This window comes from Haloferax volcanii DS2 (genome assembly GCF_000025685.1).
In the GTDB taxonomy this organism is placed as follows: Archaea; Halobacteriota; Halobacteria; order Halobacteriales; family Haloferacaceae; genus Haloferax; species Haloferax volcanii.
Genome location: NC_013966.1, coordinates 609,639 through 635,786 on the forward strand (window position 1 = coordinate 609,639; position 26,148 = coordinate 635,786).

At 67.8% G+C, this 26,148-nt stretch carries 25 protein-coding genes and 1 pseudogene; 9 read left to right on the top strand and 17 right to left on the bottom strand.

Features of this window, described 5'->3' with window-relative positions; genetic code table 11:
* Positions 1-209: 209 nt before the first annotated feature.
* The 10 genes and pseudogenes from HVO_RS04580 to HVO_RS04625 form a co-directional block, all read right to left on the bottom strand.
* Positions 210-1,195 (bottom strand): annotated as a pseudogene (locus tag HVO_RS04580) (metal ABC transporter permease).
* Positions 1,192-1,968, bottom strand: coding sequence for a metal ABC transporter ATP-binding protein (locus HVO_RS04585; RefSeq protein WP_004040966.1), 777 nt, complete (start codon positions 1,966-1,968; stop codon positions 1,192-1,194). The pseudogene HVO_RS04580 and the gene HVO_RS04585 overlap by 4 nt, the downstream one beginning before the upstream one ends.
* Complete coding sequence (locus HVO_RS04590; protein WP_004040967.1) at positions 1,965-2,972, bottom strand: metal ABC transporter substrate-binding protein; 1,008 nt, start codon at positions 2,970-2,972, stop codon at positions 1,965-1,967. Before HVO_RS04590 ends, HVO_RS04585 begins: the two co-directional genes overlap by 4 nt.
* Before the next feature lie 172 nt (positions 2,973-3,144).
* The gene (locus HVO_RS04595) at positions 3,145-3,819 is read right to left on the bottom strand and encodes a hypothetical protein (RefSeq protein WP_004040968.1); all 675 of its coding nucleotides are present in this window, start codon (positions 3,817-3,819) and stop codon (positions 3,145-3,147) included.
* Positions 3,820-4,072: 253 nt separating this feature from the next.
* Positions 4,073-4,279, bottom strand: a complete 207-nt coding sequence (locus HVO_RS04600) for a cold-shock protein (RefSeq protein ID WP_004040969.1) — start codon at positions 4,277-4,279, stop codon at positions 4,073-4,075.
* 154 nt (positions 4,280-4,433) lie between these two features.
* Positions 4,434-5,030 carry a TetR/AcrR family transcriptional regulator gene (locus HVO_RS04605; RefSeq protein WP_004040970.1) on the bottom strand — a complete coding sequence of 199 codons (597 nt, stop codon included), beginning with the start codon at positions 5,028-5,030 and terminating at the stop codon, positions 4,434-4,436.
* Between the two features lie 82 nt (positions 5,031-5,112).
* Positions 5,113-6,030, bottom strand: coding sequence for a DMT family transporter (locus HVO_RS04610; RefSeq protein WP_049914690.1), 918 nt, complete (start codon positions 6,028-6,030; stop codon positions 5,113-5,115).
* Positions 6,031-6,270: 240 nt separating this feature from the next.
* Positions 6,271-7,698: an FAD-dependent oxidoreductase gene (locus tag HVO_RS04615; protein ID WP_004040972.1), complete on the bottom strand. Its 1,428-nt coding sequence runs from the start codon at positions 7,696-7,698 to the stop codon at positions 6,271-6,273.
* A 110-nt stretch (positions 7,699-7,808) separates the two neighbouring features.
* Positions 7,809-9,167 (bottom strand): hypothetical protein, encoded by a 1,359-nt coding sequence (locus tag HVO_RS04620; protein WP_004040973.1) that lies wholly within the window; start codon positions 9,165-9,167, stop codon positions 7,809-7,811.
* Between the two features lies 1 nt (position 9,168).
* Positions 9,169-9,780, bottom strand: coding sequence for a hypothetical protein (locus tag HVO_RS04625; protein WP_004040974.1), 612 nt, complete (start codon positions 9,778-9,780; stop codon positions 9,169-9,171).
* A gap of 110 nt (positions 9,781-9,890) precedes the next feature.
* On the opposite strand from HVO_RS04625, the gene HVO_RS04630 reads away from it, so the two are divergent.
* Together HVO_RS04630 and HVO_RS04635 are read left to right on the top strand one after the other, a co-directional pair.
* The gene (locus tag HVO_RS04630; RefSeq protein ID WP_004040975.1) at positions 9,891-10,463 is read left to right on the top strand and encodes a hypothetical protein; all 573 of its coding nucleotides are present in this window, start codon (positions 9,891-9,893) and stop codon (positions 10,461-10,463) included.
* A 38-nt stretch (positions 10,464-10,501) separates the two neighbouring features.
* Positions 10,502-10,960 (top strand): hypothetical protein, encoded by a 459-nt coding sequence (locus HVO_RS04635; protein WP_004040976.1) that lies wholly within the window; start codon positions 10,502-10,504, stop codon positions 10,958-10,960.
* A gap of 17 nt (positions 10,961-10,977) precedes the next feature.
* On the opposite strand, the gene HVO_RS04640 is transcribed toward HVO_RS04635, so the two are convergent.
* The 5 genes from HVO_RS04640 to HVO_RS04660 form a co-directional block, all read right to left on the bottom strand.
* Positions 10,978-11,445, bottom strand: a complete 468-nt coding sequence (locus HVO_RS04640; protein WP_004040977.1) for a high-potential iron-sulfur protein — start codon at positions 11,443-11,445, stop codon at positions 10,978-10,980.
* Between the two features lie 159 nt (positions 11,446-11,604).
* On the bottom strand, positions 11,605-14,292 hold the full coding sequence (locus HVO_RS04645) for a heavy metal translocating P-type ATPase (protein ID WP_004040978.1): 2,688 nt from the start codon (positions 14,290-14,292) through the stop codon (positions 11,605-11,607).
* A 95-nt stretch (positions 14,293-14,387) separates the two neighbouring features.
* Positions 14,388-15,797 carry a hypothetical protein gene (locus HVO_RS04650; protein WP_004040979.1) on the bottom strand — a complete coding sequence of 470 codons (1,410 nt, stop codon included), beginning with the start codon at positions 15,795-15,797 and terminating at the stop codon, positions 14,388-14,390.
* Positions 15,794-16,051 carry a hypothetical protein gene (locus tag HVO_RS04655; protein ID WP_004040980.1) on the bottom strand — a complete coding sequence of 86 codons (258 nt, stop codon included), beginning with the start codon at positions 16,049-16,051 and terminating at the stop codon, positions 15,794-15,796. The genes HVO_RS04650 and HVO_RS04655 overlap by 4 nt, the downstream gene beginning before the upstream one ends.
* 113 nt (positions 16,052-16,164) lie before the next feature.
* A complete protein-coding gene (locus tag HVO_RS04660) occupies positions 16,165-17,229 on the bottom strand; it encodes a DUF7350 domain-containing protein (protein ID WP_004040981.1) in 1,065 nt (354 codons plus the stop codon).
* 200 nt (positions 17,230-17,429) lie between these two features.
* Here HVO_RS04660 and HVO_RS04665 point away from each other — a divergent pair, with 200 nt between their 5' ends.
* The gene (locus HVO_RS04665; protein ID WP_004040982.1) at positions 17,430-19,079 is read left to right on the top strand and encodes a PAS domain-containing sensor histidine kinase; all 1,650 of its coding nucleotides are present in this window, start codon (positions 17,430-17,432) and stop codon (positions 19,077-19,079) included.
* A gap of 84 nt (positions 19,080-19,163) precedes the next feature.
* Here HVO_RS04665 and HVO_RS04670 read toward each other — a convergent pair whose 3' ends face one another.
* Positions 19,164-19,580, bottom strand: a complete 417-nt coding sequence (locus tag HVO_RS04670; RefSeq protein ID WP_004040983.1) for a VOC family protein — start codon at positions 19,578-19,580, stop codon at positions 19,164-19,166.
* Positions 19,581-19,751: 171 nt separating this feature from the next.
* Here HVO_RS04670 and HVO_RS04675 point away from each other — a divergent pair, with 171 nt between their 5' ends.
* The 6 genes from HVO_RS04675 (at position 19,752) to HVO_RS04700 (ending at position 24,828) form a co-directional block, all read left to right on the top strand.
* The gene (locus HVO_RS04675; RefSeq protein ID WP_004040984.1) at positions 19,752-20,120 is read left to right on the top strand and encodes a hypothetical protein; all 369 of its coding nucleotides are present in this window, start codon (positions 19,752-19,754) and stop codon (positions 20,118-20,120) included.
* Between the two features lie 422 nt (positions 20,121-20,542).
* Positions 20,543-20,974 (top strand): type IV pilin, encoded by a 432-nt coding sequence (locus HVO_RS04680; RefSeq protein WP_004040985.1) that lies wholly within the window; start codon positions 20,543-20,545, stop codon positions 20,972-20,974.
* Positions 20,975-21,212: 238 nt separating this feature from the next.
* Positions 21,213-21,653 carry a type IV pilin gene (locus HVO_RS04685; RefSeq protein WP_004040986.1) on the top strand — a complete coding sequence of 147 codons (441 nt, stop codon included), beginning with the start codon at positions 21,213-21,215 and terminating at the stop codon, positions 21,651-21,653.
* 164 nt (positions 21,654-21,817) lie between these two features.
* A complete protein-coding gene (locus HVO_RS04690) occupies positions 21,818-23,167 on the top strand; it encodes a M20 family metallopeptidase (RefSeq protein WP_004040987.1) in 1,350 nt (449 codons plus the stop codon).
* A gap of 6 nt (positions 23,168-23,173) precedes the next feature.
* Positions 23,174-24,289, top strand: coding sequence for an aminotransferase class V-fold PLP-dependent enzyme (locus HVO_RS04695; protein ID WP_004040988.1), 1,116 nt, complete (start codon positions 23,174-23,176; stop codon positions 24,287-24,289).
* Positions 24,290-24,351: 62 nt separating this feature from the next.
* On the top strand, positions 24,352-24,828 hold the full coding sequence (locus tag HVO_RS04700) for a YbaK/EbsC family protein (protein ID WP_004040989.1): 477 nt from the start codon (positions 24,352-24,354) through the stop codon (positions 24,826-24,828).
* Positions 24,829-25,014: 186 nt separating this feature from the next.
* Here the strand turns inward: HVO_RS04700 and eif1A are convergent, their stop codons facing one another.
* The gene (eif1A, locus tag HVO_RS04705; protein WP_013035036.1) at positions 25,015-25,299 is read right to left on the bottom strand and encodes a translation initiation factor eIF-1A; all 285 of its coding nucleotides are present in this window, start codon (positions 25,297-25,299) and stop codon (positions 25,015-25,017) included.
* Positions 25,300-26,148 lie beyond the last annotated feature (849 nt).

Sequence of the window (26,148 nt, forward strand, 5' to 3'; positions counted from 1 at the left end):
GAGAGGACAGATACGGGAAGGATATTGCGATATAGATACCAGACTACCGGCGCTGATAGAACCGGAAATCGTCGGGTCGTGGTGAAATCAGTTGTGCCGTCAAGGTCGGCGTCGCGGCGGGGGCTCTCCGGAGTCGCAGCCGGGCTCTCCGGAATCACCCCGGAGTCGGCGCGACCGGGGTTCGGTGGGAGGGCCGAAGCGAGGCGCGTTCAGGTCAGTCGACGGCCGACGGCGACGGCGACGAAGCCCGCGAGCGCGACGAGGACGATGGAGCCGCCGGCGGCGAGCCCGTAGAGGTACGCGACGGTGACGCCGGCGAGGCCGGCGAGTTCGCCCGCGAGAACGCCGTACAGGAGCGACTGCTTGAAGCTCCGACCGATCCGGGAGGCGGTGACGACGGGGATGACGAGCAGCGCCGCGACGAGGATGACGCCCATGATTCGCATCGCGCTGACGACGACGAACGCGGTGAGAATCGACAGGAGCGTGTTGACGGCGCGGACGTGGAGCCGCGAGGCGCGGGCGGCCGTCTCGTCGAACGTGACGTAGACGAGCGGCCGGTAGGCGACCGCGACCGAGCCGACGACGACGAGCCCCATCGAGACGAGGAGGCCCACGTCGGCCCGCGAGACGGTCGCCAGCGAGCCGAACAGATACTGGTTGATGCCGACCGAGATGCCGCCGCCGGTCAGCGAGATGAGCACGCTCCCGAGGGCGAAGCCGCCGGTCAGAACCATCGCCAGCGCGGCGTCGCTCCGGGCGTCGGTGTACTCGATGAGCGCCTGCACGACGAGCGCCGCGACGACGGCGACGACGAGCGCGCCGAGGAGCGGCGGGACCGCGAGGCCGAGCGTCGCGTCGAGAAAGAGCGCGAGCGCGACCCCCGCGAAGGCGGTGTGGGCGAGCGTGTCCCCGACCATCGAGAGGTCGCGATAGACGAGGAACGACCCGACGAGCGGGCCGACGACGCCGATGCAGAGCACCGAGAGGTACGCCCGCTGCATGTAGGGATAGCCGAGGAAGTGAGGCCGGTGACGCCGGCGAGCCACGAGAACGCGCCGCCGACGACCGCCGTCAGGAACCAGTCGAAGAGTCCCGTGAGCGCGTCGGTCACGAGGAGCGGCGCGAGGGAGTCGGCCGCGGAGAACTCGACCGCGAGGAGGTCGGTCGCCGCGAGCGCGACGGGGCCGGTCACGACTCGTCCTCCGGTTCGGCGTGGGCGTGGCCGTGACCGTGGTCGTGGTCGAGCACGCGCTGGTTCGCGCCGTAGGCCGCGGCGAGGGCGTCGCTGTCGGCGAAGTCGTCGGGGTCGCCGTGGAAGTACAGCCGCTTGTTGAGACAGGCGATTCGGGACGCGCGGGTCGTGACGACGCCGATGTCGTGTTCGACGAGGACGACCGTCATCCCCTGTTCGTTCAGGTCGCCGAGGAGGTCGTAGAACGCCTCGCGGGACTCGGCGTCGAGGGCGACCGTCGGCTCGTCGAGCGCGAGCAGGTCGGCTTCGGCCGCGAGCGCCCGGGCGACGAAGACCCGCTGGCGCTGGCCGCCGGAGAGCGCTCCGACCCGGCGGTCAGCGAGGTCCGCGATATCGACGCGGTCGAGCGCCGCGGCGACCACCTCGCGGTCGGCGGCCGAGAAGCGGCCGAACAGGTTCCGCGGGTAGCGCCCCATCCGAACGACTTCGCGGACGGTGACGGGCATGTCGCGGGCCGCGTCCGTCGCGTCCTGTGCGACGTAGGCGACGCGCTCGCCGTCGGAGAACTCGTGGGCGGGGCGGTCGAACAGCCGCACCTCGCCTCGGGTCGGGCGTTGGAGGCCGAGCATCAGCGTCAGGAGCGTGCTCTTTCCCGACCCGTTCGGGCCGACGAGCCCGAGGAACTCGCCTTCGGGCACGTCGAGCGAAACCCCGTCCACGACCGGGACGTCGCCGTACGAAAAGGTCACGTCGCTGAGCGAGACGGCCGTCATTGCGCGCCGAGCGCCGTCCGGAGCGACGGGAGGTTCACCTCGCGCATGATGTCCACGTACCCCCAGTCGTTTTCCTCCCACTCAGTCATTACGCCGGGAAGCGGCGTGAGCGGGAGCACGTTTTCGGCGTCCGTCTCGGAGACGAGTTGTTGCGCGGCGCGGTCGGACTCCAGCGGGTCGACGAGGACGTGTCGGATACCGTGTTCCTCGATGGTCGCCTGCGCCCGCTCGATGTCCCGCGGCGACGGCTCCTCGTCGGGCGAGATGCCGGTGAGCGCGACGATGTCGAGGTCGTAGCGGTCGGCCAAGTAGCCGTAGGCGTCGTGGCCGGCGACGAGAAGCACGTCGCGCTCGCGGTCCGCGAGGCCGTCTTCGAATGCGGCGTCGAGTTCCGAGAGCGTCTCGCGGTAGGCGTCGGCGTTGGCGGCGTAGGCGTCGGCGTTCGCGGCATCGACCGACTGGAAGGCGTCGCGGAGCGTCTCGGTCGCGGTGGCGACCCGCGTGGGGTCCAGCCAGAAGTGCGGGTCGAGTTCGCCGTGGTCGTGCGTCTCCGACTCCTCGGCGTGCTCGTCGTCGTGGACGTGCCCGTCCGCGCCGATTTCGTGGAGTTCCACGTCGGCGGAAGCGTCGACTTCGGAGACACCCGAGTCGTCGGCTTCGAGCGAGGTGCGGATGTCGTCGGCCCACGGCTGAAAACCGGGCATTCCGTGGACGAACAGGTCGGATTCGAGCACCCGACCCTGCACGTCCGGGCCGGGCTCCCAGCCGTGGCCGTGCTGGCCGATGGGGACGAGCGTCTCGACGGACGCGGCGTCGCCAGCGACGTGGCGCGCCACGTCCCCGAAGACGAAAAAGGAAGCCGTCGCCGTCGTCTCCGGGGCGGCGGGTGAGTCGGTCGAACCAGCCGAATCGGACGAGTCATCACCGCCGAGACAACCCGCGAGGCCGACGGCGGCGCTTCCGGCGACTGTCGCGAGGAACCTGCGTCGGGTCTTCGTTCGCATGTTATTAGAAATCTTCTTAGAGATAATAAGTTCTGCTATTCTATATTACTATGTTATTATTTTGTGCTGGTGACGGAGTCGCCGGTGAGCGCCGCTGTTCGTGGTGGTGAGCGGAACGTCGATAAGAGAGAATGCGCAGACTGCGAGGCGAGCGACCACCCGCGGACCGGCGTCAATCCGCGGTCGAGGCGGCCCCACTAGACGGCCCGCGTCTGTACTTCCGGATGGCCGCGACGATGAGCGGCGTGCCGACGACGGTCGGCCAGAGCCACGCGGCGACGGTCGGGAGGAAGTCGAAGTTGACCGACGAGAAGGCGGTGACGGTGGCGATGTAGCCGCCGCCCATGCGGCCGATGTGCTCGAAGAACCACTCGCGCGACGCGGCGCGCTCGCGGCGGAAGGTGACGAGGTCGCGGACGCCGAAGCCGGTACCCGCCGCGCCGAACACGAGCATCACGGCGGCGAAACCGTCACCGGCGAGAAACCGGAGCGCGCCCATGGCGAGGAGACCGACGCCGGCGGCGGTGAGCAGGCCGACCGCGACCCAGTCGAGCGGTTCCGGCCCGTCGGTCGGGCGCTTCCGCGAGAGGACGCGGTCGCCCGAGAAGACGAAGTAGTAGCTGAACACGGCGACGAGCGCGAGGAACGTCCGCCCGCGGGTCGGCGCGAGGGCGAACAACGCGAGCGACGTGACCGCGACGACGGTCATCCCCGCGACGTAAATCCGCCCCGCTCGCCGGTGGCGACGACCGCCTTTCGTCGTGACTATCGCGCCGAAGCCGGCGAACAGCGCCGCGAACCCCGCGAGGATGTGGACGCCGAGCGTCGCGTCCTCGACGAGCGTCATCGGGGAACTCCGAGAGCTGTGGCCGGGCGCGGATGCTGGGTGCGATGTGACGGGACGCGGACGCTGAACGGGTTCGGCATGGAATCGAGTCGTTCGGGAAGCGATATAAATCTACTGAGTGAGTACTTACTTGGAGACGGGTGGGAGTGCGACGGGGCGAAACCGTCGTGTCGAGCGCGTCTGCTCGGGGCGTAGTCGTCTGAAAAATCGAGGTCGGCGTCTGCCAGCTGTGACCGGCAGTCGCGTCTCGGTGTTACTGCCGGACGACGTTCGCCGCGCGGGGGCCCTTGGGCGAGGACTCGATGTCGAACTCGACTTCGGTGCCTTCGGTGAGGTCGTCGCCGCCGACGTCTTCCATGTGGAAGAACACGTCTTCGTCGTCGTCGAGGTCGCCGTCGTCAGTAGAGATGAAACCGTAGCCGCCAGTGTCGTTGAAGAAATCAACTTTGCCGTGTGCCATTACGTACAAATCGAGGGTCGTCCGACGGATAACACTTCTGAGAGTCAAGGTACCACGACCCTTCGACAGGCGTTCGTCCACTCCATACGGCCGATTCGGCGGAGATGCGCCGGACCGAAAGGTGGTCGGCGGAAGTAGACGGTCGGGGGCGCGCTCACGCGACGACCAACAGCGAGTCGATGTACGCCGACAGCGACGCCCGGAGGTCGTCCCCGACGCCCTCCATCCCGAGCGCGAGGGCAAAGCCGGTGTAACCGTCGGTCGCCGAGAGGACGAACGCGGCCGTTCCTTCGGGGTCGACCTCGCGGAAGACGCCCTGTTCGACGCCGTCGCGGACGATGTCGGCGATGACGCCGAGGGTGTGGCGCTCCATCCTGAGCAGGGGTTCGCGGAGCGTCTCGTTGTGCGGCGCGTGCGAGAGGAGTTCCATGACGGCGATGTTGACGCCGGCGGCGGCCGCGTCGCCCTCGTCGACGAGGAGGATGTCGCAGACCGCTCGCAGTCGCGCTTCGGGGCCCTCGGCGTCGATGTCGTGGAGGCTCCGCGCGAGGTAGTCCTCGGAGGTTTCGAGGAACGCGACTATCATCTCGTCTTTCGAGTCGTAGTAGTAGTACAGTCCCGCCTCGCTCTTGTCGCTCTCCGCGGCCACCTTCTTTGTCGTCAGCCGAGCGTAGCCGTGCTCGGCGAGCGCCGCGCGGACCGCGTTCGCAATCTGTGCTTTCTGCTCGGGCGGCACGGAGTCGACGGGCATGGTGAGTGAGTGTTCGCTCGCTCGACTACTTGTGCCCGTTGCTCCGGGGGTGAAACGCGGGACGCGGGACGCGACCGCGGACTCACTCCGCCGACCCGTCGCGTGCACCCGCGACCAACTCCCCGAGCGCCCGGCGCTTGATGAGCGCGAAGCCGGCGAAGATGGAGACGAAGCCGAGCGCGGTTACGGCGTCGATGAGCTGGCCGAGGAAGGCCCAACTGAGGAGCGTCGCGGAGACGGGTTCGAGGTAGCCGATGAGGTTTATCTGCGTCGGACCGAAGCAGCCGAGCAGTTCGAAGTAGATGAGGAACGCGCCCGCGCCGCTGACGACGGCAAGGTAGAGCAGGGAGCCGACGGCGACGCCGGACCACTCGATGGTCGCGAGCGACTCGCCGGTGGCGACGCCCGCGACGGACAGGAGCGCGGCCCCGAACAGCATCGCCCACGCCTGAAGGGTCCGCGCGGGGATGTCCGAGGAGAAGGGGCGCGTCAGGACGGCACCGAGGGCGAAACACGCCGAGGCGACGAGGACGGTGGCGACGCCGACCACGTCGCTGGAGAGGAGCGCGCTCGGGTCCGGTCGGGCGACGAGGCCGACACCCAGAAAGCCGAAGCCGAAGCCGAGGACGCCGAGCGGGGAGATGCGGTCACCGAGGATACCCGTCGCGAACAGCGCGGTCAGGACCGGCCCGAGGCTGATGACGATGGCCGCCACCGCCCCGGGGACGTGCTCCTGTCCGAGGTAGAGAAACGCGTGGTGCGCGCCGATGAGGAGGCCGCCGGAGACGCCGACGAGCGTCCAGTCGGTCCGGCTGTGCGGCCGCCAGTAGTCGGTCGAGACGGCGGCGTAGCCGAGGACGATGAGCCCCGCGAGGAAGAACCGAAGCGCCGCGAACTGGAGCGGCGGGAAGTACGCGAGGCCGACTTCGATTGCGACGAACGAACTCCCCCAGAGCAGTCCCAGAAGCACGAACAGCCCGGCGGCGACCCGGCCGTTCACCGACACCACGCTCCGCTCGACGGGCGGCGGCGCGGTTCCGGCGAACTCGGCCGCTCGGTCGGTTCCGCCGACCGTTGCGGCCCCGCCGACCGTTTCAGCCGCGTCGACCGTTCCGTCTCCGCCGACCCGGATTCGAGACGCCTGCGTTCGGTTGCAGTAATATTCAGCACGTGAGCGTATCGTTACCACACAATCGATGATAGTCGTTTTGTTCGGTTCGAATTTCGAACCGCTCGCAGCTCACAGCGAGCCGCGGAGGACCTTCGCCGCGGTCAGAATCGGGTCCCAGACGGGGCTGAACGGCGGCGCGTAGCCGAGGTCGAGACGCTCCACCTCGGCGACGGTCAACTCGGCGGCGAGCGCGGTCGCCACGGTGTCGATTCTGACGGCGGCGCGGTCGGCCCCGACGATGGTCCCGCCGAGCAGTCTGCCGGTGTCGCGGTCGGCGACGAGCGTGACGGTCGTCTCGGCGGAGCCGGGGTAGTAGCCTGACCGCGAGCCGGCGGTGATGGTCTCCGAGACGGGGTCGAAGCCCGCATCGCGCGCCTCGTCGAAGTCGGTCACGCCGGCGCGGCCGCATTCGAGGTCGAACGCCTTCACGACCGAGGTGTTCGCGACGGTCCCGATGGGTTCGGGGTCGCCGGCGACGGTCTGACCGATGGCGCGCCCGGCGCGGTTCGCGGGCAGGCCGAGCGTGTTCCACGTCGGCTCGCCGGTGACGACGTGGTCGATTTCGGCGCAGTCGCCCGCGGCGTAGACGCTTTCGGCGCTCGTCCGCCCGTGGTCGTCGACCGCGATAGCGCCCGTCTCACCGAGGTCGACCGCGTCCGCGACGAGGTCCACGTTGGGGCGGAGGCCGATGCCGACCATCGCCGCGTCGACCGCGAGGTCGCCGTCCTCGCAGACGACGGCCTCGATTCGGTCCGCGTCGTCGCCGCGGAGTCGCTCGACCGACGCGCCGAGGTGGAGCGTGACGCCGTGGGCTTCGAGATGTTCCTCGACCCGCTCGCCCACGGCGTCACCGAACGTGCCGAGGACGTGGCCGGAGCGCTGGAACAGATGTACGTCGAGGTCGTGGGCGGTGAACGCCTCCGCCATCTCGACGCCGACGAAGCCGCCGCCGACGATGGCGACCGAGTCGGGCGGGTCCATCGCGCCGAAGCGGGCCGCGCGCGCCTCGTCGACGGAGCCGCCGCCGCCGAGGTCGGCCACCGAGGCCTCGTCCGGGTCGGTGAGGAACGACCGAATGGCCGCCGCGTCGTCCAGTCCGTGGAGCGTGAACGCGCCGTCGAGGTCGATGCCGTCTATCGGTTCGCGGAGCGCCCGCGCGCCGGTGGCGACGAGCAGGTCGCCGTAGGGCTGTTCGAACGTCCCGTCCGGTCCCTCGACCGTGACGACTCGCTCGTCGGTGTCGACGGCGACGACCTCGTGTTCGCGCCGGAGGTCGATGCCGCGGTCGGCGGCCGCCTCGGGCGACAGCGAGAGCATGTCGGTGAGCGTGTCGACCTCGCCTTTGACGAAGTAGGGCGTGCCGCAGTGGGCGTAGGAGACCCAGCGGCCCTTCTCGAAGACGACGACCTCGCGGTCGGTGTCGGCGCGGGCGAACTTGCTCGCGGCGGAGAGTCCGGCGGCGTCGCCGCCGACGACGACGAATGGTTCGGCAGGCATCGTGAGAGAGTGGTACGCCCGCCGACACGTAACTTCCTCGGCCGGGCGAGGCGGGCGCACGGACGCGCCGGCGACGGTCGAGAACGAGGGGAAACGAGAGGGCCGGCCCGTCAGCGACCGACGCCGCCGCGTTCGGCCGCGAGCGTCCCGAGCACCCACGCGCTCACGCCGGGTGTCTCACGCGCGGCGAACTCGGCGGTCGCGTACTGCGCGAGCGCGTTTCGCGCGGCCCGAGGGTCGCCGTCCTCGTAGTAGTCGTCGCGGAAGTAGCCGTCTCCGCGGGCGACCATGTGGGCGATATCGACCAACGCGCGCCGCGTCAGGTGCGGGTTCGACCCGTCCGAACGGGCGGCTTCGAGGGCTTCGAGCGCGCCGAGTTTCGCGTCCCTGACCGCGGCCGCGGACTCGGCCGACTCGTACCGGCCTCGCTTGACCGCCGTGACGGCGTCCTCGAACGCCCGGCGGTGCGTCTCAGCGGTATGAGCGCCCACGAGCGCGGTGGCGAAGCGGTCGCTTCGGAGGCCCTCACGGGCGTCTCGAAGCCCGCGTTCGACTTCGACGAACGTCTCCACCAGCAGGTCCTTGGCCGGCGTGGATTCGAGTTGTTCGAGGTCGAACCCCTCGCCCGCGACGACGGCTTCGAGCCCTCTCTCCTCGGGATACTCGGCCCGGCGGTCCTCGGTGACGCCGCCGAGCGAGGACGCGGTCGACGCGAACGCGTCGGTGAAGTCTATCGGGTCGGCAATCGACGCCAGATAGCGGTCGCGGACGTGGTGCGCGCCGTCGAGCGACGCTCGCGCCGACTCGACCGCGTCGAGCAGTTCACCGACTCGCGGGGCGCTGTCGGCGTAGCGGCCGTACTCGTCGGCGTTGTCGAGAGACCGGGCCGCCCCCGCGACGAGGTTCTCGACGGCCTCGTACACGACGAGCGCCCGGTCGGGGTCGTTACCGAGGTAGCGCGTGGCGCGCTGGAACGACTCGATATCCGCGCGGACCGATTCGGCCTCGTCGCGCACGTCGGCCTCGGTGAGGTCACCGACTGCGGCGTCGTAGGTTCCCTTCGCCATCGCCGCGGCCCCGCGAGCGTAGCGCAGTCCCTGAAGCGTCTCGAAGGGCGACTCGTCGGTGTCCGAGGGGGCGAGGGCCGCGGTAGCGTCTGCGTACGCCTCGGCGTAGACGTTCCGAACGGCCTCGTTCGGAACCTCCTCCGGGGACATCGTCTCGGGGCAGGAATCGAGGAGCTCGCGGGCGCGGCCGCGGCTCTGTTCGAGGAACGAATCAGCAATCGGAGCCGGAACGCGGGCCGGGAACGCCGGCGACCCGAGTTCCATGACCTCCCGGAGCGCCGCCGGGTCGAGCGTCGGGTCATCGGAGTCAGATTCGCCCGCGTCGAGGGCGGTACAGCCCGCGAGTCCGGCGACCCCGACTCCGGCGAGCGAGGCGAGCACGTCGCGTCGCGTTCGGGACATCTCAGGCGTCCTCCGTCTCGGTTCGGAGCGACGACGGGATGCGGCAACTGCTTCCGCCGCCGTGGCCCCAACTCGACTCGCCCTGCGACGAGTAGGGCAGTCGGACCAGCGAGGCGACGACGTGGCGGTCGTCCACGGAGCACTCGACCGACGCAGGCCGGAGCGGGCGACAGAAGTCGAGGTCGACGACGCTGTCCGGCGGGTGCGTGACGTACAGCAGTTTCACGCGGTGGCAGGCGTCCGTCCGGTGCTGGGTGATGACGAGCGTCTGTTCGTCGAAATCCGTCTCGTCGATGAACGCGCGGGCCTCGTCGATACCGTCGGTTTCGGCCGCGAGCGCGACGTTTTCGCGTTCCTCGTCGGTGGTGACGAGGAAGTCGTCGAGGTACAACGACTCCGTGTCCTCGTCGTCGCGGGCGGCGTCCCGGAAGACGGCGGCCTCGGCGTCGTTGCGGAGTTGGAGGTGGTCGTAGTCGGTGACGAGCGTGTCCGGGGAGGGACCGGACGGCACGTCCGAACTGGAACTGGACCCCTCGCCGGAACACCCGGCGAGCGCGGCGACGAGCGACGCGCCGCCGGCGCGGAGGACCTGTCTGCGGGTCGGCAGGGACATCTATCGGTTCCCCAACCGAACGCCGGCGGTATGTGTTTTCCGATGCACTGGGTCGCCGCCGGCCGAACCGCGGGACATTTCCCCGACGGTCGCCTCGTCTCGACCGACAGATGCGCGAGGACGAGTTGGCGACGCGGGTGGTCGAGCACTTCCGGGCGGCCTTCGACGACGTGGAGATTCACCTCGAAGAGCCGTACGACCACTACGGGAACCGCGGCGTCGCCGACGTGTACGTCCGGGTGCGGACGCCCGAGCCGGTGGACTACCTCATCGAACTCAAGGCCGACGCCGCCGTCCGCCACGCCACCGGCGCGAACGAGATACTCCGCCAGTACCGCCGCATGGAGCGCTACTTCTACAAGGACGACGAGCACGCCATCCGGACGAAACTCGGCCGCGAGGGGCCGGGCGTCCACGCGCTGTTGCTGTTCGCGCCGACGAAACGCTGCGTCGAACACGTCCGGGAACACGCCGCCCTGTACGAGTCGGTCGACCCCGACGCGACCGTCGAAGGCGTCGAGGCCGCCCGCAAAGTGGCCTTTCTGACGAACCTCGACCGCGCGCCCGAAGGCGAACTCGGTTTTCTGTCGCTCAACGGGCCGCTCGCGTTCGACTCGGTCGCCTTCCGCGAGGCCGTCCCGTCGGGGTCGCGGCTCGCGGACGCCCTCTGGGGCGACGACTAGCGGACACGCTCATACACCCCCCGTTCGTAGGGGCTGGCATGGGAACGATTCGAGAGTCGGTTCGAATCCCGTTGGGGGACCTCCGTCAGCAGGTCGCTGACAGCTTCGGCGTCGCGGCGTCGCTCGTCGAGATACACGGCATCCGGCTCGAGGACGGGGCAATCGAAGTCGACGCGAGCTATCCCGACGGCGAGGACGTGCCGGTCGTCGAACTGTTCGTCACCGACCCCGCCGGGAACACCGAGTCCTACGTCACCGAGTTGGACGGCGCGAAGAACCTCCTCATCGCCGGCGAGGACGTGCTCGTCGAACTCGTGGACTACGACCCCGAGCGCGGCGAGGTGTTCGTCTCGGTGAAACACCGACAGGACGGCGAGCTGGTGACCGTCCTCGGCTGCGGCGAGAAGTGGGTGATTCCGGTCGGGCGCGACGGCGTCGAGGAGTCCATCCGCTGTCGGATTCAGAGCGCCGTCGGGCCGACGGGCGACGACTCCTGACGGCGAAGCCGCCCAAGCTACCCCTCGTATTCGACGTAGGAGACGCAGTACCCCTCGGGATCGACTTCGCCCGCGACGATGGCGCACGCGCCCACGCCGTCCCCGTTTTTGTCCTCGATGTAGTACCGACAGGTCGAACACTGCCGGCCCTCGCTCGGTTCGTCCTGATACGAGACGGCCTCCTGCGACGAGAGGCTGTCGGGGTTGCGCTGGGTGCCGTCGAGGGACGTGGCCGTCGCGTACGCCTCGGGGACGCCCCCGGTCGAACCCGACGACTGCGTCGTCGTCGCGGTCGTCTCGGACGGCTCGGCCCCGCCGCCGCCGGAACAGCCGGCCAATCCCGCCATCGCGGCGGTCCCGGCGAGCCAGATGAACCGTCGTCGGGTGCGGTCGGAATCGCCGGCGTCGCGGGCGTCTCGGCTCCGCATCGGTCGGGTCGCTCGCTCGCTCGCGTCTCTGCGTGGCGTCCGCTCGTCGTCTCCCATGCCAATCTCTGACGCGCGGCGTCGGCAAAACCCAGCCAGCCGTTTCTCGTGTGGCAAGAATTGCGGACGCGTTGATACTGTCACGCCACTAAGTGGCACGGATGCGCGAATCTGGCAGGCACGGACCGGAAAAGACGGAGACGGTCAGCCTCCCGCGTCTCACTCGTCGGGCCGAATCCGGGCGAGTCGCATCGCGTTGCCCGTCACGCCCATGGTCATCCCGGCGTCGCCCGCGAGGACCGCGAGCGCGACCGAGACGTAGCCGAAGGGGACGCCGACCGCGAGGACGGCCTTGATGGCGAGCGACGCCCAGATGTTCTGCCGGATGACGCCGTTGGCCCGGTGGGACAGTTCGTAGAGGTACGGGAGCTTCGAGAGGTCGTCAGCCATGAGGGCGATATCGGCCGTTTCGAGGGCGGTGTCGGTTCCGGCCGCGCCCATGGCGACGCCGACCGTGGCAGTGGCGAGCGCCGGGGCGTCGTTGATGCCGTCACCGACCATGGCGACCGAGCCATACTCGTCGAGCAGTCCCTCGACGGCGGCGGCCTTGTCCTCCGGGAGGAGGCCCGCGCGGAAGTCGTCGACGCCGACCTGCTCGGCGATGGCGCGGGCGGTCCCCTCGTTGTCGCCGGTGAGCATGACGACCGAGAGGCCGGCCTCGCGGAGCTTTGCGACCGTCTCGCGGGCGTCGGGCCGGACCTCGTCAGCGACGGCGACGACGCCTTCGAGGTCGTCTTCGGTCCCGACGACGACGACCGTCTTGCCCTCGGACTGGAGGCGCGGAATCGTGTCCTCGACGAGGTTGAGACAGCCGTGGCGGTCACAGAGCTGTCGGACCTCCGCGGAGAGCGCCTCGCCGGGGCCGGTGACGTGGACGTGTTCGAGGTCGAAGCCGAGTTCCTCGAAGAAGCCGGGTTTGCCGGCGAAGTGCGGGACGCCGTCGAGGTCGGCGCGGACGCCCTTGCCGGTGACGCTCTCGAAGTCGTCGACCTCGCGGGCGGCGACGCCCGTGCCCTCGGCGTGGGAGACGATGGCCTCGCCGATGGGGTGTTCGCTCCGGGCTTCGAGGCCGCGGGCGCACCGAAGCACGTCCTCTTCGGAGTTCCCGTTGAGCGGGACCACGTCGGTGACGGTGAGTTCGCCCTTCGTGAGCGTGCCCGTCTTGTCCACGGCGACGGCCTCGACCGAGCCCATCGCTTCGAGGTGCGTGCCGCCCTTGATGAGCACGCCGTTTTTCGCGGCCGACGTGATGCCCGAGACGACAGAGACGGGCGTCGAGATGACGAACGCGCAGGGGCAGGCGAGCACGAGCATCGTGATGCCGTAGACGAACCACGTCACCCAGTCGAGGCCGAACGCGATGGGCGGAATCGCCGCGACCGCGACCGCGACGACGACCATGAGGGGCGTGTAGTACGACGAGAAGCGCTCGACGAACTGCTCGCGTTCGGTCTTGTTGGCCTGCGCGTCTTCGACCATCGAGACGATGCGCGAGAGGGTGTCGTCGCCCGCGGCGGAGTCGACGCGGACTTCGAGGTAGCCCGCCTCGTTGACGGTGCCCGCGAACACCTCGTCGCCCTCGGCCTTGTCGACCGGGACGGACTCGCCGGTGATGGGGGCCTGATTGACCGCGCTGTCGCCTTCGACTACCGTCCCGTCGACGGGAATCTTCTCGCCGGGTTTGACGGCGACCACGTCGCCGACGACGAGTTCCTCGACGGGGACGACCGTCTCGACGCCGTCTCGGAGGACCGTCGCCTCGTCGGGCGAGAGGTCCATCAGCTCTCGGAGGGAGTCGCGCGTGCGGTCCATCGAGTAGCGTTCGAGCAGTTCGGAGACGCTAAAGAGGAACGCGAGCGTCGCCGCCTCGAAGTAGAGGCTCGTCGGCCCGGAGATGAGGCTGGCGGCCACGGCGCTGAGAATCGCCGTCGACATCAGGAAGTCGATGTCGAGACTGCGGTTCTTCGCGGAGTAGTAGCCGTTGCGGAGGATGGCCTGCCCGCCGACCGCGGCCCCGAGGACGTACAGCAGTTCGGCGGCCGTGAACGAGACGCCGAGGACGCTGGCGACGACGAGTTCCAGCCCGAGTAGGTACTCCGCGGCGATGCCCGCCGCGAGGAAGCCGCCGCTTATCCACGTTTTCACCGCGCGCGTACTGCGCCAGACGCTCCCGCGGTCCGCGCCGGTGGTCCCGCCGTGGGAGTGAGAGTGGCCGTGGCCGTCGTCGCCGTCGACGGCGTCAGCGGCGTCGGTTCCGGTGACCTCGTAGCCGGCGGCTTCGATGGCCGAGACGACCGAATCGAGGTCCGCGTCGGCCGCGAGCGTGACGACAGCGGTTCCGGTCGTCGGGCGCGTCTCGTACGACAGCACGCCCGGCGCACCGTTGAGCGCGTTTTCGACCTTTCCGGCGCAGGAGGCGCAGTCCATGTCCGGAACGGTGAACGAGACCTCGCGGGTCGAGGGGCCGTCTTCGACGGCGTAGCCCGCGCCCTCGATGTTGCCCCGGATGTCGTCGGGCGTGGTCCGGTCGGCGTCGTACTCGACGACGAGTCGGCCGGTCGTCGCCCGCGGGTCGATGTCGCCGACGCCGTCGAGTTTCCGGACGCTGGACTCGACCTTGTTCGCACAGGAGGCGCAGTCCATATCCGGCACGGAGAACTCCGCGCGGGTCGAATCAGCGGGCCCACCGGCGGAGTCGTCGCCCCCGGTCTCGCCGGCCGCCCCCGACTCCGACGCACCCTCGACCCCGCAGGCGTCGTCGCACCCGCACCCGTCGTCATCTGGCGGGTTAGTGGACGCGTCCGCCTCGTCGTCGGGGGCGGGCTTGCGTCCGTCGTGTTCGCTCATACTCGGCAGTAGTCAGGGACAGGTTAATAATTCACCTGTTAGAAAACGGGGTTTAGATATTGTAACTTCACAAATTGAAGCCAGTTAGTTAATAATCAGAGGAACGGCGGGTTCGCGGTCGGCAGCGAGATGAGCCACAGGCTGAGAATCGTGTAGAGAATCATCACCGCGACGAAGGGGAACTGGCTCCGGACGGCTTGCAGTCTGCTGGGGAAGGTTCGGTAGGCCTGCGAGTGCGCCACCCACACCGCGAGCAGGTGGCCGAGGAGGACGAACGCGACGTTCAGGCCGCCGAACCACGCGGGGAGCGTGAGCACGACCGGGTTCGCCGGCGACGACAGCGGCGACGACAACGCGTGGACGAGCATCGGTGACAGCGAGACGAAGAAGCCGACGTAGTGCGCGAGGTGGTAGCCCGCGGCGATAGCGAGCAACGAGGGCGCGAATGTGACCGCGAGGTCGAGCGGCGTCTCGAAGGTGTCGATGCGGCGGGCGGTCACCCGCGCGGCGAGGACGTAGAGACCGAGGAAGACCCCGAAGCCGCCGAGGTAGAGCAGTCCGTAGACGAAAAGCGGCGGGAGGCCGACGCCCGCGAGCCACCGGACGGCCGCCGCGCCCTGTTCGGTCGTGACGAAACCGCTGAAGGTGAGTTCCCAGACGAGGACGACCGCGACGGCCACGTCACCGAGGTCGGTCAGGTCGTCGTCGGTGACGAGTCGCATCCCCGGCAGGCGGAACGAGAGGCCGTCGTCGTCGAGGCGAACCGGCGCGACCCGGCCGTAGAACTGGAGGAAGACGGAGACGGGGTCGACCTTGTCGAACCACGCGTCCGCGCCGACGGCGACCGCGCCGGCGAGCGTGACGACCGAGTAGGCGACGAGCGCGGTCGCGAGGACCGAGGGCCGGGTCGTGACGGCGGTCGCGGTCTCGACCCAGACGAGCGCGAGAATCCCCGCGACCGCGGGCCAGCGGCCGAGTCGCTCGGGGTACGAGACGAAGCCGTTCGGAACCGCCGAGACGAGGGTCCGCCACGGGTTCAGCGCGCGCCACGTATCAGCGACGAGATACGAGAGCATCGTGTAGCCGGCGCGGAGCCCCGCGAAGACGACGATGACGGCGAAGTTGACGGTCGGGACCTGCGGGCCGGTGTAGCCGAGGGAGACCGCGAGCGCGAGGACCGCGAGGCCGAGGACGCCGCCCGCGACTCGGAGCGCGCGCAGGAGTCCGTCCGAGACGCCCGCATCGGGACCGGTCTGCCACAGGTGGACGCGCTCGATGAATCGGCGGTCGGTGACGAAACTGGCGAGGAGCGCGGAGGCTCCGACGGTCGCGCCGCCGGTGGCGAGATAGAGCCACCGCGGGACCGCGAGGTTGTCCTGCGACGCGCCCGCGAGTCCGACCGCGGCGTTGCTCGCGGCCGCCGGGTCCGCGAGGAGCGACAGAAGACTCGCCAGCAGGAGACCGAGACCGAATCGTCTGAGGGAGATGGGTCGGAGTCGGGTCATGATGCGAAGACGATGAACAGCATGAGGAAGCCGAAGTACAGCAGCACGATGACGCCGAGCGCACGGACGCGGAACGACTTGAGTTCCGCTTCCTCCTCGTGGTACGCCTCGCGGTACGCCTCGACTTCTTCGTCGTCGAGGTCGTCGGGGTGTCTCGCACCCCGGTGGAGGACCAGTAGTCGCTCGGTCGGGTACGCCTCGCCGCACGCTGTGCAGGTGTGGCGGTCGCGCGTCGCGTCTGTGTCCGTGGTCATCCGAGAGTCACCGAGAGTTCGGGGTTGTTGGCTTCTGAACGTTTCCATCGCGCCGTCCGCGTCGGGGTGCCCGGGTCGCCCGACGGGGGGTGAGGCGGCGACAAAGCGACACCTCAGACCTCGAACCGCATCGGCTCGAACGCCATGAACGCCGTCTCGTAGCCGTCGTGGCGGGCGACCTGCGGCGGCACGTCAACCGAGAGCGTCAGCGTATCGCCGGATTCGACGCCCTCGACGCCCGTGCCGTAGTGGTAGCTGAGGTCGGGGTCGAGCGTCCGGGCGAGTCGCGCGCCGTCGAGGGTCGTCGTCCCGTCGCGTTCGAGCGTGGCCCGAACGCCCATCATCGGCAGGACGAACTCGTTGTGCGGCGTCCGCGCCGAGACGTAGAGGTACGCACCGTCGACGCCGAAGCGGGAGCCGTCGTCGACGACGAAGGCGTCGAACAGGGCGTCGGCGCTCGTCTGCCGGCCGAGGTGGCGACCGGGGAGGTCGCTGACGGCGGGGGCTTTGCCGGTCGGAACGCCCATCATCTCCATCGCCGGGACCGCGCCGCGCGACCCGGCCTCGTCGCCGAGGCGGCGCAGTTCCACGTCGTAGAGGTCGTCCGTGTCGAACGCGAACTCGAACGTCGCCGTCTCGGCCGACTCGAACCGCCCGGCGAACGAGCCGGTTCGGGAAAGCGAGGTGCCGCCGACGTGCACGCGGGCCTCGTAGTCGCCCTCGCCGTCGAGGACGTAGTTCGAGCCGTAGTGCATCCCCATCTGCTGGGAGAGCATCGGGTAGGCGACCTCCTCGCTCACGAGGTCGCCGTCGCGGAGAATCTCGATGGAGACGCCGGCGTCCAGCGGGAGGACGGTCCCCGTCTCGGCGTCCCACAGCGACGCCATGAGGTGAATCGAGTCGTCGGCCTCGACGACGGTCTTCCCGAGGTCGGAGCCGGCGGCGGTCCAGAAGCGATGAGGGTACGAGTAGGTGAGCGCGACGCCGTACGGGCCGGCGGTCGTCTTCCCGTACATCTTCATCCCTTCGGTGACGGCGGGGAGGTAGACCGCGTCCGGGCGGTCGTCGACGAGCGGCGGGTCGCGCCACGCCGACTGCTGTTCGAAGCCGCCGAGACAGCCCGCGGTGGCGGCGAGTGCGCCGATGCCGAGTGTCTTGAGTGCGTCTCGTCGTTTCATGGTGTCTCGATGGCGTCTCGCCGGCTCGTGGTGGGCATGGGTACGATGTCGTGCGTCTCGGGAAGCGGGGAGTCACCCGTGCTAGCGGCCCGGTGGCAATGTCGGTTGCGCTTCCGCGTCGGGTTTCGAGGGGTGGTGCCGTCGTTATCAACTCCCGGATTACCGCACCACGTTTATATTTTCGCTCGCGCTCCGTTCGGATGATGAACGACTCGCCGCTCGACGGTCTCGACGCCCGCGCCATCGCGCTGGCGTATCTCGGCTTCGGGACCGCGGGCATCCTCGGCGGCGAGCTACTCCTGTCGGCCACGCTGGGTGCGCCCCCGGCCCCCGAGGCCGAACTCGTCAAGGGACTCGCGTTCGTCGCCGTCTCCACCGCGTTCGTCTGGGCGCTCGTCTCCCGAAAGAACCGTCGTATCGAGCGCCAGCAGGCGTCGGTTCGGTCGTCGCTGGACCAGCTTCGGACCGTGGTCGCCGCGTCGCCGGTGCCGATTATCGCGGTCACGCCCGAGGGGCGCGTGACGAGGTGGAACGACGCCGCCACGGAGACGTTCGGCTGGGGGCGCGAGGAGGTGCTCGGCGGACCGCTCCCCTACGACGCGGGCGCGGACAGCGAGGATAGCGAGGAGATTATCCGGCGAACCATCGCAGAAAACGGCCTCTCGGACGTTCAAGTCGAGCGACAGCCGGCGGACGGCGACCTCCGCGAGTTTCGGCTTTCGACGGCGGTCGTCCGCGACGCCGACGGCGAGGTGGCCGAAATCGTCGGCGTCTTCGTCGACGTGACAGAACAGCAGCGGCGGGAGCGCCGCCTCCGCGAGTTCGAGCAGGCCGTCGAGCAGGCGGGCCACGCGATTTACCTCACCACGCCGGACGGGGAGATTACGTACGTCAACCCGGCGTTCGAGGAGACGACGGGCTACGACGCCGCGGAGGTCATCGGTGAACCGGCGTCGATACTCAGTTCGGGCGAGATGCCGGAGACGTACTACGAGCGACTGTGGCGCGCCCTCCAGTCCGGCGAGACGTGGCAAGAGCGAATCATCGACCGACGGAAGAGCGGCGAGCTCTACACCGCGATACAGACCATCGCGCCCATCGAGAGCAACGGCGACATCGACGGCTACGTCGCCATCCAGTCCGACGTCACCGAGTCGGAGGTGACCAGACAGCGACTCGGGGTCCTCAACCGGATGTTCCGGCACAACCTCCGAAACCGGATGAACGTCATCGAGGGCTACGCGGAGCTGATTCGCCAGAACGAGGCCACGGACACCGACGAAGAACTCGCCGAGGCTGCCGAGGCCATCGTCGAGGCGGCGGACGACCTCGCGTCGCTCTCCGAGAAGGCGCAGACGGTCTCGGACGCCCTCGAATCCGAGGGAACGCCGCGGCGCGTCTCGGCGCTCGTCGAAGACGCCGTGTCGAGGGCCGAATCGACGTACCCGGAGGCGGCGGTGCGGACGGACATCGAGACGGGGCTCTACGCGCGAGTCGACAGCCGCGTCGGCGCGGCGCTCGACGAGCTAATCGCGAACGCGCTCAAACACGGCGGCGAAACGGTCCGTATCGACGTGCGCCGAACCGAAGCCGACGACTCGAAACTCGTCGTGCGCGTCGACGACGACGGGCCGGGAATCCCCGACGAGGAGTGGCGAGTCATCAAGCGCGGCGAGGAGACGCCGCTCGAACACGGGACCGGGATGGGCCTGTGGCTGGTCCACTGGGTCGTCAAGAAAGCGGGCGGGAGCATGGAGTTGGAACCGTCTTCCCTCGGGGGGACGGCCGTGACGCTGAAGCTTCCAATCGGGTCAGAGCGGCCGCGGACGTGGTTTTCGACCGACGAGTGACCACACCAGCGCCCTGGTATTGCAGTTCGAGAACAATTCAACGGCGAGTTTCGAGCGGCGAACCCGTCGAACGAAGCGGCCGGGTCAGGCGTCGAGGAGTTCGACGAGGTTCCCCTCGGGGTCGCGGACGAACGCGATTCGCGTGCCGGTTTCGGTCGTCTGCGGTTCGCTGAGCGTCTCGGCGTCGGCCGGGAGTTGAGCGACCGCGGCGTCGACGTCCTCGACCGAGAGCCCGAGGTGGGTCGCACCGGGACGGTTGAGCGTCGGTTCGTCGGTGTCGGTGCCGACCGGGTCGTACTCGACGAGTTCGACGCGCACGTCGCCGCCGTCGAGGTGGGCGAAGCGCGCCGACGCGCCGTCGACGGAGACGGCGGTGGCGAACTCCTCGCCGCCGACTTCGAAGCGAGAGACGACCGGCAGGTCGAGCGCGTCGCGGTAGAATTCGAGCGTCGAATCGAGGTCGCGGACGGTGAGACCGACGTGGTGTGCGCTGGAGTTCACGGTTCGTCTGCGCGCGCAGAGCCTCAAAGGCGCTTCGCTCGGAACGCGGGGCGACGCGAGTCGGTCGGTGTCCGGACCCGCGCCGGCGAAGACCGTATCGCATATACCCGCTCGGCCGCCAACAGAGGATACGATGGAACCGAGAGGTGCGCGACGCGAGGTGGTGCGACCGTGAGCGAACCGTTCGTCGAGTCGCTCCCCGGACGGGCCGTCCCCAAATCGTTCGTCGCCGAACTCGAGACGAAGGAGGCGATTCAGCAGGCCGTCGCCGTCCGCGGCTACAACATCGAACGCGACGGCGAGACGGTCCAGCACGCCTACCAACTGGTCGTGAACGTCCGCGGGAAGTATATCCTCGGACTGCACCTCACGAACGGGACGTGGCGCGTCGTCTTCGACACCCGCGACCACCCGAAACTCGCACAGGAAGGCCCGCGCGCGGCCTACGAGGCCGTCCACGACGCGCTCTACGAGCGCGCGCCCTCCGACGCGAAGATAGATTTCGAGTCGACGCCGCGCTTCTGGAACGCCTCCCAGTAGGCCGTTTTCCCGACGTTTTCGACCGCCCCCGCGTTTCGAGTCGCGTGAGCGACGCGTATGGGACGCGCGCCGCGGCCGACACCCTCCCGAACCCACACCACCATGTCCGCAGAAATCGGGAGCGCAGCAGTTCGAGCGAGTGCGTCGCGCGAGCGGGAGAGTCGGATTCGCGTGTGTAGCGCGTCAGGTCGGCGGTTCAGCACCGACCTCCCCTGCGGATGGTACGCAGGTGGGATGGAACAGCTTAAATCCCGAATTCGACGGTTAGGAGCGCCCTAACCCCTCGAATAGACCGGTAAGTCGCTGCGAAATTAAATATATCCGGAACATACGGAAGGCCAACAGGAGCCGGAACATGTGGCCGCTCGCGGTCCCGTGCAGGTGGGCACGAGGTGGGTCAGAGGCCGGTCCTGGGTAGAACAATGGATATCAAGAAATTCCTTAGCGAATCACGCGCAGTCTCGCCGGTCATCGGCGTCATCCTCATGGTCGCGATTACCGTCATCCTCGCGGCCGTCATCGGAACCTTCGTCCTCGGTCTCGGTGACCAGGTCGGTGACACCGCCCCGCAGGCGAGTTTCAGCTTCGACTACGACGGTGCACAGGAAATCACGATCACGCACGAGAGTGGTGATTCCATCGCCAGCGACGAGCTGAGCGTCGTCATCCCGTCGGGCCTAACCGCGGATACTGTGTCGAAGAAGACCGGCTCCGACGACAGCATGAACGCCGGTGACACCATCGTCGTTGAACTTGCAGCCGGCGACGAACTTGAGGACGGCGACCAAGTGCGCCTCGTCTGGACCTCCGAATCCGGTTCCAACTCCGCGACCCTGCAAACGTACACGCACTAAACGGTCCGCGGCGACACAGTCAACCGAACCTCGATTTTTTCGAACGTTACACCGTGAGCGACAGCACCAGCCGATTCTGGTACGAATCACGCATGAGACGTGAAACGCCTTCTCAATACTAGTTTATATCATCGGAGAACGTCAGACAATCTGTTAGGTTAGAACGCAGGCGTTCGAGGACCGATTCGTATTTTTCTCAACGGTCGCCTCTCGTCCGGCACACCTAGGAGAAACAACTATGCAAATCAAGACAATGTTCACGGAGTCCCGCGCAGTCTCGCCGGTCATCGGCGTCATCCTCATGGTCGCGATTACCGTCATCCTCGCGGCCGTCATCGGCACCTTCGTTCTCGGTCTCGGCGACCAGGTCGGTGACACCGCTCCCCAAGCGAGTTTCACGTTCGACTACGACGGAACGGAACTGACCATCACGCACGAAAGCGGCGCGCAGATTGACGGCGATTTAGTCACTATCGCTGGCGATGTCAACGTCACCGATTCGAGTGACGCAAACAAGTGGTCGACCCTCGGCTCAGACACCATCAGCGCGGGTGAGTCCGTCGTCGTCCAAGACACTGACGAGGACGGCTTTGCCAACGGCGACACAGTCCGCGTCGTCTGGACCTCCGAATCCGGCTCCAACTCCGCGACGCTCCAGCGGTGGACCTACAACGCCTGATACCGGAATCAGCACCGCATCCCATCCCACCCCACCCTCCACCACTCGGAGTGACGATTTCTTTCGGACCCGTCCCACAGAGGCACCCGTATCTCGCTCCATCAATATTGTATTTTTAGCACAAACTTATTCGTCGTCAGTACGTACATCCGGACAGAGAGTTCATGTCCAGCGACCCACCCGCCGTCGTCGCCTCCCTCCGCGAGCACCGCGAGGACGTCGTCGACCTCGCGGCGACGCTCGTCGGCCACGACACGCAGAACCCGCCGGGAGACACGCGGGACCTCGCGTCGTGGGTCGAATCGTTCTTTTCCGGCCTCGGTATCGACGCCGAGCTCGTCGCCTCGGACCCCGAGAAACCGAATCTCGTGGCGACGCTCCCGGGCGCGACAGACCGGACGCTCGTCCTGCTGGGGCACCTCGATACGGTCCCGTTCGATGCTGGCGAGTGGACGCGCGACCCGCTCGGCGAGCGGGCGGGAAACCGGCTCTACGGGCGCGGCGCGACCGACATGAAGGGAGCGGTCGCCGCGATGCTCGCGGTGGCGAACGCGTACGTCGAAACCGACACGACGCCGGCGACGACCCTCGTGTTCGCGTTCGTCAGCGACGAGGAAGTCGCCGGGAGCGCGGGGCTGCCGACGCTGCTCGACCGGCGCGGGCTCGCCGCGGACGCCTGCGTCATCGGCGAGACGACCTGCGAGAGCGACCGCCACTCGGTGACCGTCGCGGACCGGGGAAGCATCTGGTTGGAACTCGAAGCGACGGGGACCGCCGCCCACGGCTCCCGACCGATGCTCGGTGAGAACGCGATTCACCGGCTCTACCGCGCGGTGAGCGACATCGAATCGACGCTCGATGACTACCGATTCGAGTTCGACCCCGCGGTGCGGGCGCTCGTCGACGAGTCCGTCGAGTACTACGCGCCGCGATTCGGCGCGGACGCGGCGCGAGAGCTGTTCGAGCGGCCGTCGGTCAATCTGGGCGTCCTCTCGGGCGGCGACCGGGTGAACGTCGTCCCCGACGCGGCGCGGGCGAAGCTCGATATTCGCGTGACGGCGGGCGTCGAGACGGCGGCGGTGCTCGACCGCGTTCGGAAGGTCGTCGCCGGTCACGACGGCGTCGAGACTTCGGACGCGGACTGGTCGGTCGGGACGTTCGAAGACCCCGACAGCGCGCTGGCGGACGCCGTGGTCTCGGTCGCTGAAGGCGTCACCGGCGGGCGTGTGTACCGCCGGAGCGCGACCGGCGGCGGCGACGCGAAGCGAATGCGAAACGCCGGCGTCCCGACCGTCGAGTTCGGGCTGGGGACCGAGACGGCGCACGCGGTCGACGAGTTCACCACCGTCGAGGCGCTCGTCGGCAACGCCGAGGTGTACGCCCGCCTCCCCGACGAGTTGTTGCGGCAATTCGATAGTGGTACCAGAACGTTTGATTCGACGGGCGTATCACCAGCAGACACGACTTCTTCGCGGCGCGACCGACGAGAGAACACCTCCGATGACACCCGATAACGCACTATGACACCCGACGAACTCCGAACGACGATTCCGGCCCTCGACGACGTCACGTATCTCAACACCGGCGCGCACGGCCCGAGTCCGCGCCCCATCGTGGAGCGTGCGACCGAGTTCCTCGAATACCACGAGTACGAGTCGCCGGGCGACGACGGACCGTATCCGACCGCGTTCGACGCCTACGAGGCCGTCCGCGAGGACGTGGCCGCGTTCATCGGTGCCGAAACGGAGGAGGTGGCACTAACCCAGAGCACCACCGACGGCATCAACCGCATCGCCACCGCGCTCGACTGGGAGCCGGGCGACGTGGTCGTCCGAACCGACCTCGAACACCCGGCCGGCATCCTCCCGTGGCGGCGACTCGAACGCGAGGGGGTCGAAGTCCGCGTCGTCGAGAGCGAGGCAGGGCGGCTCGATATGGACCAGTACGCCGAGGCCGTCAGCGACGCCGACCTCGTCTGTTTCAGCTCCCTAACGTGGAACTACGGGACGCGGCTCCCCGTGCGCGAACTCACCGATATCGCCCGCGACGCCGGCGCGCTGTCGGTGGTCGACGCGGTCCAGTCGTTCGGCCAGTACCCCGTCGCCGTGGACGACTGGGGGGCAGACATCGTCGCCGGCGCGGGCCACAAGTGGCTGCTCGGGCCGTGGGGCGCGGGTTTCCTCTACGTCCGTCGCGAAGTCGCGGAGGGCATCGAACCCCACGCCGTCGGCTACCGCGGCGTCACGGAGCCGAACGCCGACGGGCTCGACTTCGCGCCCGGAGCGAAACGCTTCGAGGTCGGAACCACCAACCCCGCACCGCACGTCGCGCTCCGAGAGGCTATCGACATCGCCGAGCGCGTCGGCCTCGACCGAACCGAGGAACACGTGCGCGACCTCGCAGGCCGGTTCATCGAAACCGTCCCGGAGGGACGGCTGTTGAGTCCGCACGACCCGGAGTCGGGGCTCGTCTCCTTCGAGGTCCCTGACCCGGAGGGGACGGTCGAACGGCTCAAATCGGCGGGGGTTGTCGTCCGGACGCTTCCCGAACCGACGGCGGTCCGCGCGTCGTTCCACAACTTCAACGACGAGTCGGACGTGGCGGCGCTTCGCGACGGACTCGACGGGGAGTGGTGAGTGCAGCGCAGTATCTGCCACGGCGGTAAACGTTCATATCCGCCGACGCAGAAGCCCTGGGCATGCATCCCACGGCACGCAAGTTTGCCGACCAAGTACGCGATTCTCACGGCTTCGAAGCGACCATCGAGGAGTTCCCCGAGGGAACCAAGACGGCCGACGACGCGGCTGCGGCCGTCGGCTGCGACGTCGCCCAAATCGTCAAGAGCATCGTGATGCGCGTGGGCGACGAGACGGTCGTCGTCCTCACGAGCGGTGCGAACCGCGTCGACGAAGCCTCGCTCGGCTCCGAGTTCGATGCCGAACAGGGCTCGGTTCGAAGCGCCAACCCCTCCGAAGTGAAAGCGGCGACCGGTTGGAGCATCGGCGGCGTACCGCCGACCTGCCACGCGACCGACTGTCCCGTCCTCGCGGACCCGACGTTCGAGTCGTTCGACCGGATTTGGGCCGCTGCGGGAACTCCCGAAGCCGTGTTCCAACTCACGCCGGACGACCTGCGGGCGCTTTCCGCGCCGCGGTTCGTCGACGTGTTCGAGTGAGGCGAACGCAGAATCGAGGCGGACACCCGATACGGTCCGCCGCGGACCGCGACGAGAACAACACCACTATGTCCGCTGTTCTGGTCGGTCGGCGCGAAGTGAGTATCGCTGGAGAGAAACTCCGAGGCTATCGTAGAGCCGCCGCTGGTCGTCAGGCGAGATAAACTCTCCTTTCGGAGAAAATGATTACTGAATGTGGCCTTCGCGCCGAAGCTGGTCCGCGTCCTCGCCGGTGTAGCGCCATTCGATGTTGGCTTTCTCGTCCTGCCAGTCCCACGGTTCGACCAGCACGACGTCGCCCTCGTTGATCCACGTGCGGTACTTCATGCGGCCGGGGATGCGGCCCATGCGGTTCTTTCCGTCTTCACAGCGGATTCGGACGTGGTTGCCACCGTTGTGCTCTGTGACGACTGCGAACAGCTCGTTGTCGTTGGGCATTCGAAGGTTTCGACGCCCTTGATTTTCACTCACATTCTTGCTCGGGGACGGAGACGGATAACTTATCGGATACTCGTGATAGCAAATGTCACGGCGTTGAAACGGAGTGATTGCAGTTTCGAACACCACGTTGTCCGCTGTTTTCCGACAGATTGGCCGCCAAGAGAGGGAGATACGTCGTGACAACGACCCACAAACACTGTTCGAGGTTTCGTTGGTGATTCCGTTGGAGACCTCGTTCGCGGTCGGCCATCGCCGGTTCGTCGTTGGGTGGTCACTGAGTCGACACTGAGTCGTCGCTGAGAGCAGGCGGTGACGAGGTCGTTCACGATTTGACGAGGTCATCCACGATTCCCCTACAACACCACTATGTCCGCAGTTGTTCGTCGTGTCAGCTCCTAAAAAGACGCTTTTACCGACTCACGGAACTTCGTAGAGTCACAGAGAACCACGGAGAACGGATTCCGTCGGTAACCGAAGGCGAGCGACGAAGTCGGTCGACTCGACCGGACGAGACAAACCACGCGATTGTGTGACGACCCGCGTCGACGAGCGGTCGAGACGTGTTCGGTGAGTGTTGACACAGACACCACGTTGTCCGCTGTTCTCGACGAATGTGGGTGTGAAGACGAGTCGGCTGGTGAGACGAGGAACACTCACACCACTTTGTCCGCTGTTCTCGGTGCGAAGCGGTACCCCCCGTCGGCGTGAGACGGCTCTTTTCCACGGATTTCCAATCGGGAAGGTTAGTTTAGATGTATAGATAAGCGAATAAAACAAGCCGTCCTCAAACAGCTACTATATAACTATTATAGTTGCCCGTATTACGGACTTAGTTTAAATTATAGTATTATAAACCTTTCTCTATATCAAGACAAACAA

What these genes read in the sequence shown, in the direction of transcription:
- HVO_RS04585 (WP_004040966.1), bottom strand. Translation starts at nt 1,968, where the DNA reads ATGACGGCCGTCTCGCTCAGCGACGTGACCTTTTCGTACGGCGACGTC.
- HVO_RS04590 (WP_004040967.1), bottom strand. Translation starts at nt 2,972, where the DNA reads ATGCGAACGAAGACCCGACGCAGGTTCCTCGCGACAGTCGCCGGAAGC.
- HVO_RS04595 (WP_004040968.1), bottom strand. Translation starts at nt 3,819, where the DNA reads ATGACGCTCGTCGAGGACGCGACGCTCGGCGTCCACATCCTCGCGGGG.
- HVO_RS04600 (WP_004040969.1), bottom strand. Translation starts at nt 4,279, where the DNA reads ATGGCACACGGCAAAGTTGATTTCTTCAACGACACTGGCGGCTACGGT.
- HVO_RS04605 (WP_004040970.1), bottom strand. Translation starts at nt 5,030, where the DNA reads ATGCCCGTCGACTCCGTGCCGCCCGAGCAGAAAGCACAGATTGCGAAC.
- HVO_RS04615 (WP_004040972.1), bottom strand. Translation starts at nt 7,698, where the DNA reads ATGCCTGCCGAACCATTCGTCGTCGTCGGCGGCGACGCCGCCGGACTC.
- HVO_RS04620 (WP_004040973.1), bottom strand. Translation starts at nt 9,167, where the DNA reads ATGTCCCGAACGCGACGCGACGTGCTCGCCTCGCTCGCCGGAGTCGGG.
- HVO_RS04625 (WP_004040974.1), bottom strand. Translation starts at nt 9,780, where the DNA reads ATGTCCCTGCCGACCCGCAGACAGGTCCTCCGCGCCGGCGGCGCGTCG.
- HVO_RS04630 (WP_004040975.1), top strand. Translation starts at nt 9,891, where the DNA reads ATGCGCGAGGACGAGTTGGCGACGCGGGTGGTCGAGCACTTCCGGGCG.
- HVO_RS04635 (WP_004040976.1), top strand. Translation starts at nt 10,502, where the DNA reads ATGGGAACGATTCGAGAGTCGGTTCGAATCCCGTTGGGGGACCTCCGT.
- HVO_RS04640 (WP_004040977.1), bottom strand. Translation starts at nt 11,445, where the DNA reads ATGGGAGACGACGAGCGGACGCCACGCAGAGACGCGAGCGAGCGAGCG.
- HVO_RS04645 (WP_004040978.1), bottom strand. Translation starts at nt 14,292, where the DNA reads ATGAGCGAACACGACGGACGCAAGCCCGCCCCCGACGACGAGGCGGAC.
- HVO_RS04650 (WP_004040979.1), bottom strand. Translation starts at nt 15,797, where the DNA reads ATGACCCGACTCCGACCCATCTCCCTCAGACGATTCGGTCTCGGTCTC.
- HVO_RS04655 (WP_004040980.1), bottom strand. Translation starts at nt 16,051, where the DNA reads ATGACCACGGACACAGACGCGACGCGCGACCGCCACACCTGCACAGCG.
- HVO_RS04660 (WP_004040981.1), bottom strand. Translation starts at nt 17,229, where the DNA reads ATGAAACGACGAGACGCACTCAAGACACTCGGCATCGGCGCACTCGCC.
- HVO_RS04665 (WP_004040982.1), top strand. Translation starts at nt 17,430, where the DNA reads ATGATGAACGACTCGCCGCTCGACGGTCTCGACGCCCGCGCCATCGCG.
- HVO_RS04680 (WP_004040985.1), top strand. Translation starts at nt 20,543, where the DNA reads ATGGATATCAAGAAATTCCTTAGCGAATCACGCGCAGTCTCGCCGGTC.
- HVO_RS04685 (WP_004040986.1), top strand. Translation starts at nt 21,213, where the DNA reads ATGCAAATCAAGACAATGTTCACGGAGTCCCGCGCAGTCTCGCCGGTC.
- HVO_RS04690 (WP_004040987.1), top strand. Translation starts at nt 21,818, where the DNA reads ATGTCCAGCGACCCACCCGCCGTCGTCGCCTCCCTCCGCGAGCACCGC.
- HVO_RS04695 (WP_004040988.1), top strand. Translation starts at nt 23,174, where the DNA reads ATGACACCCGACGAACTCCGAACGACGATTCCGGCCCTCGACGACGTC.
- HVO_RS04700 (WP_004040989.1), top strand. Translation starts at nt 24,352, where the DNA reads ATGCATCCCACGGCACGCAAGTTTGCCGACCAAGTACGCGATTCTCAC.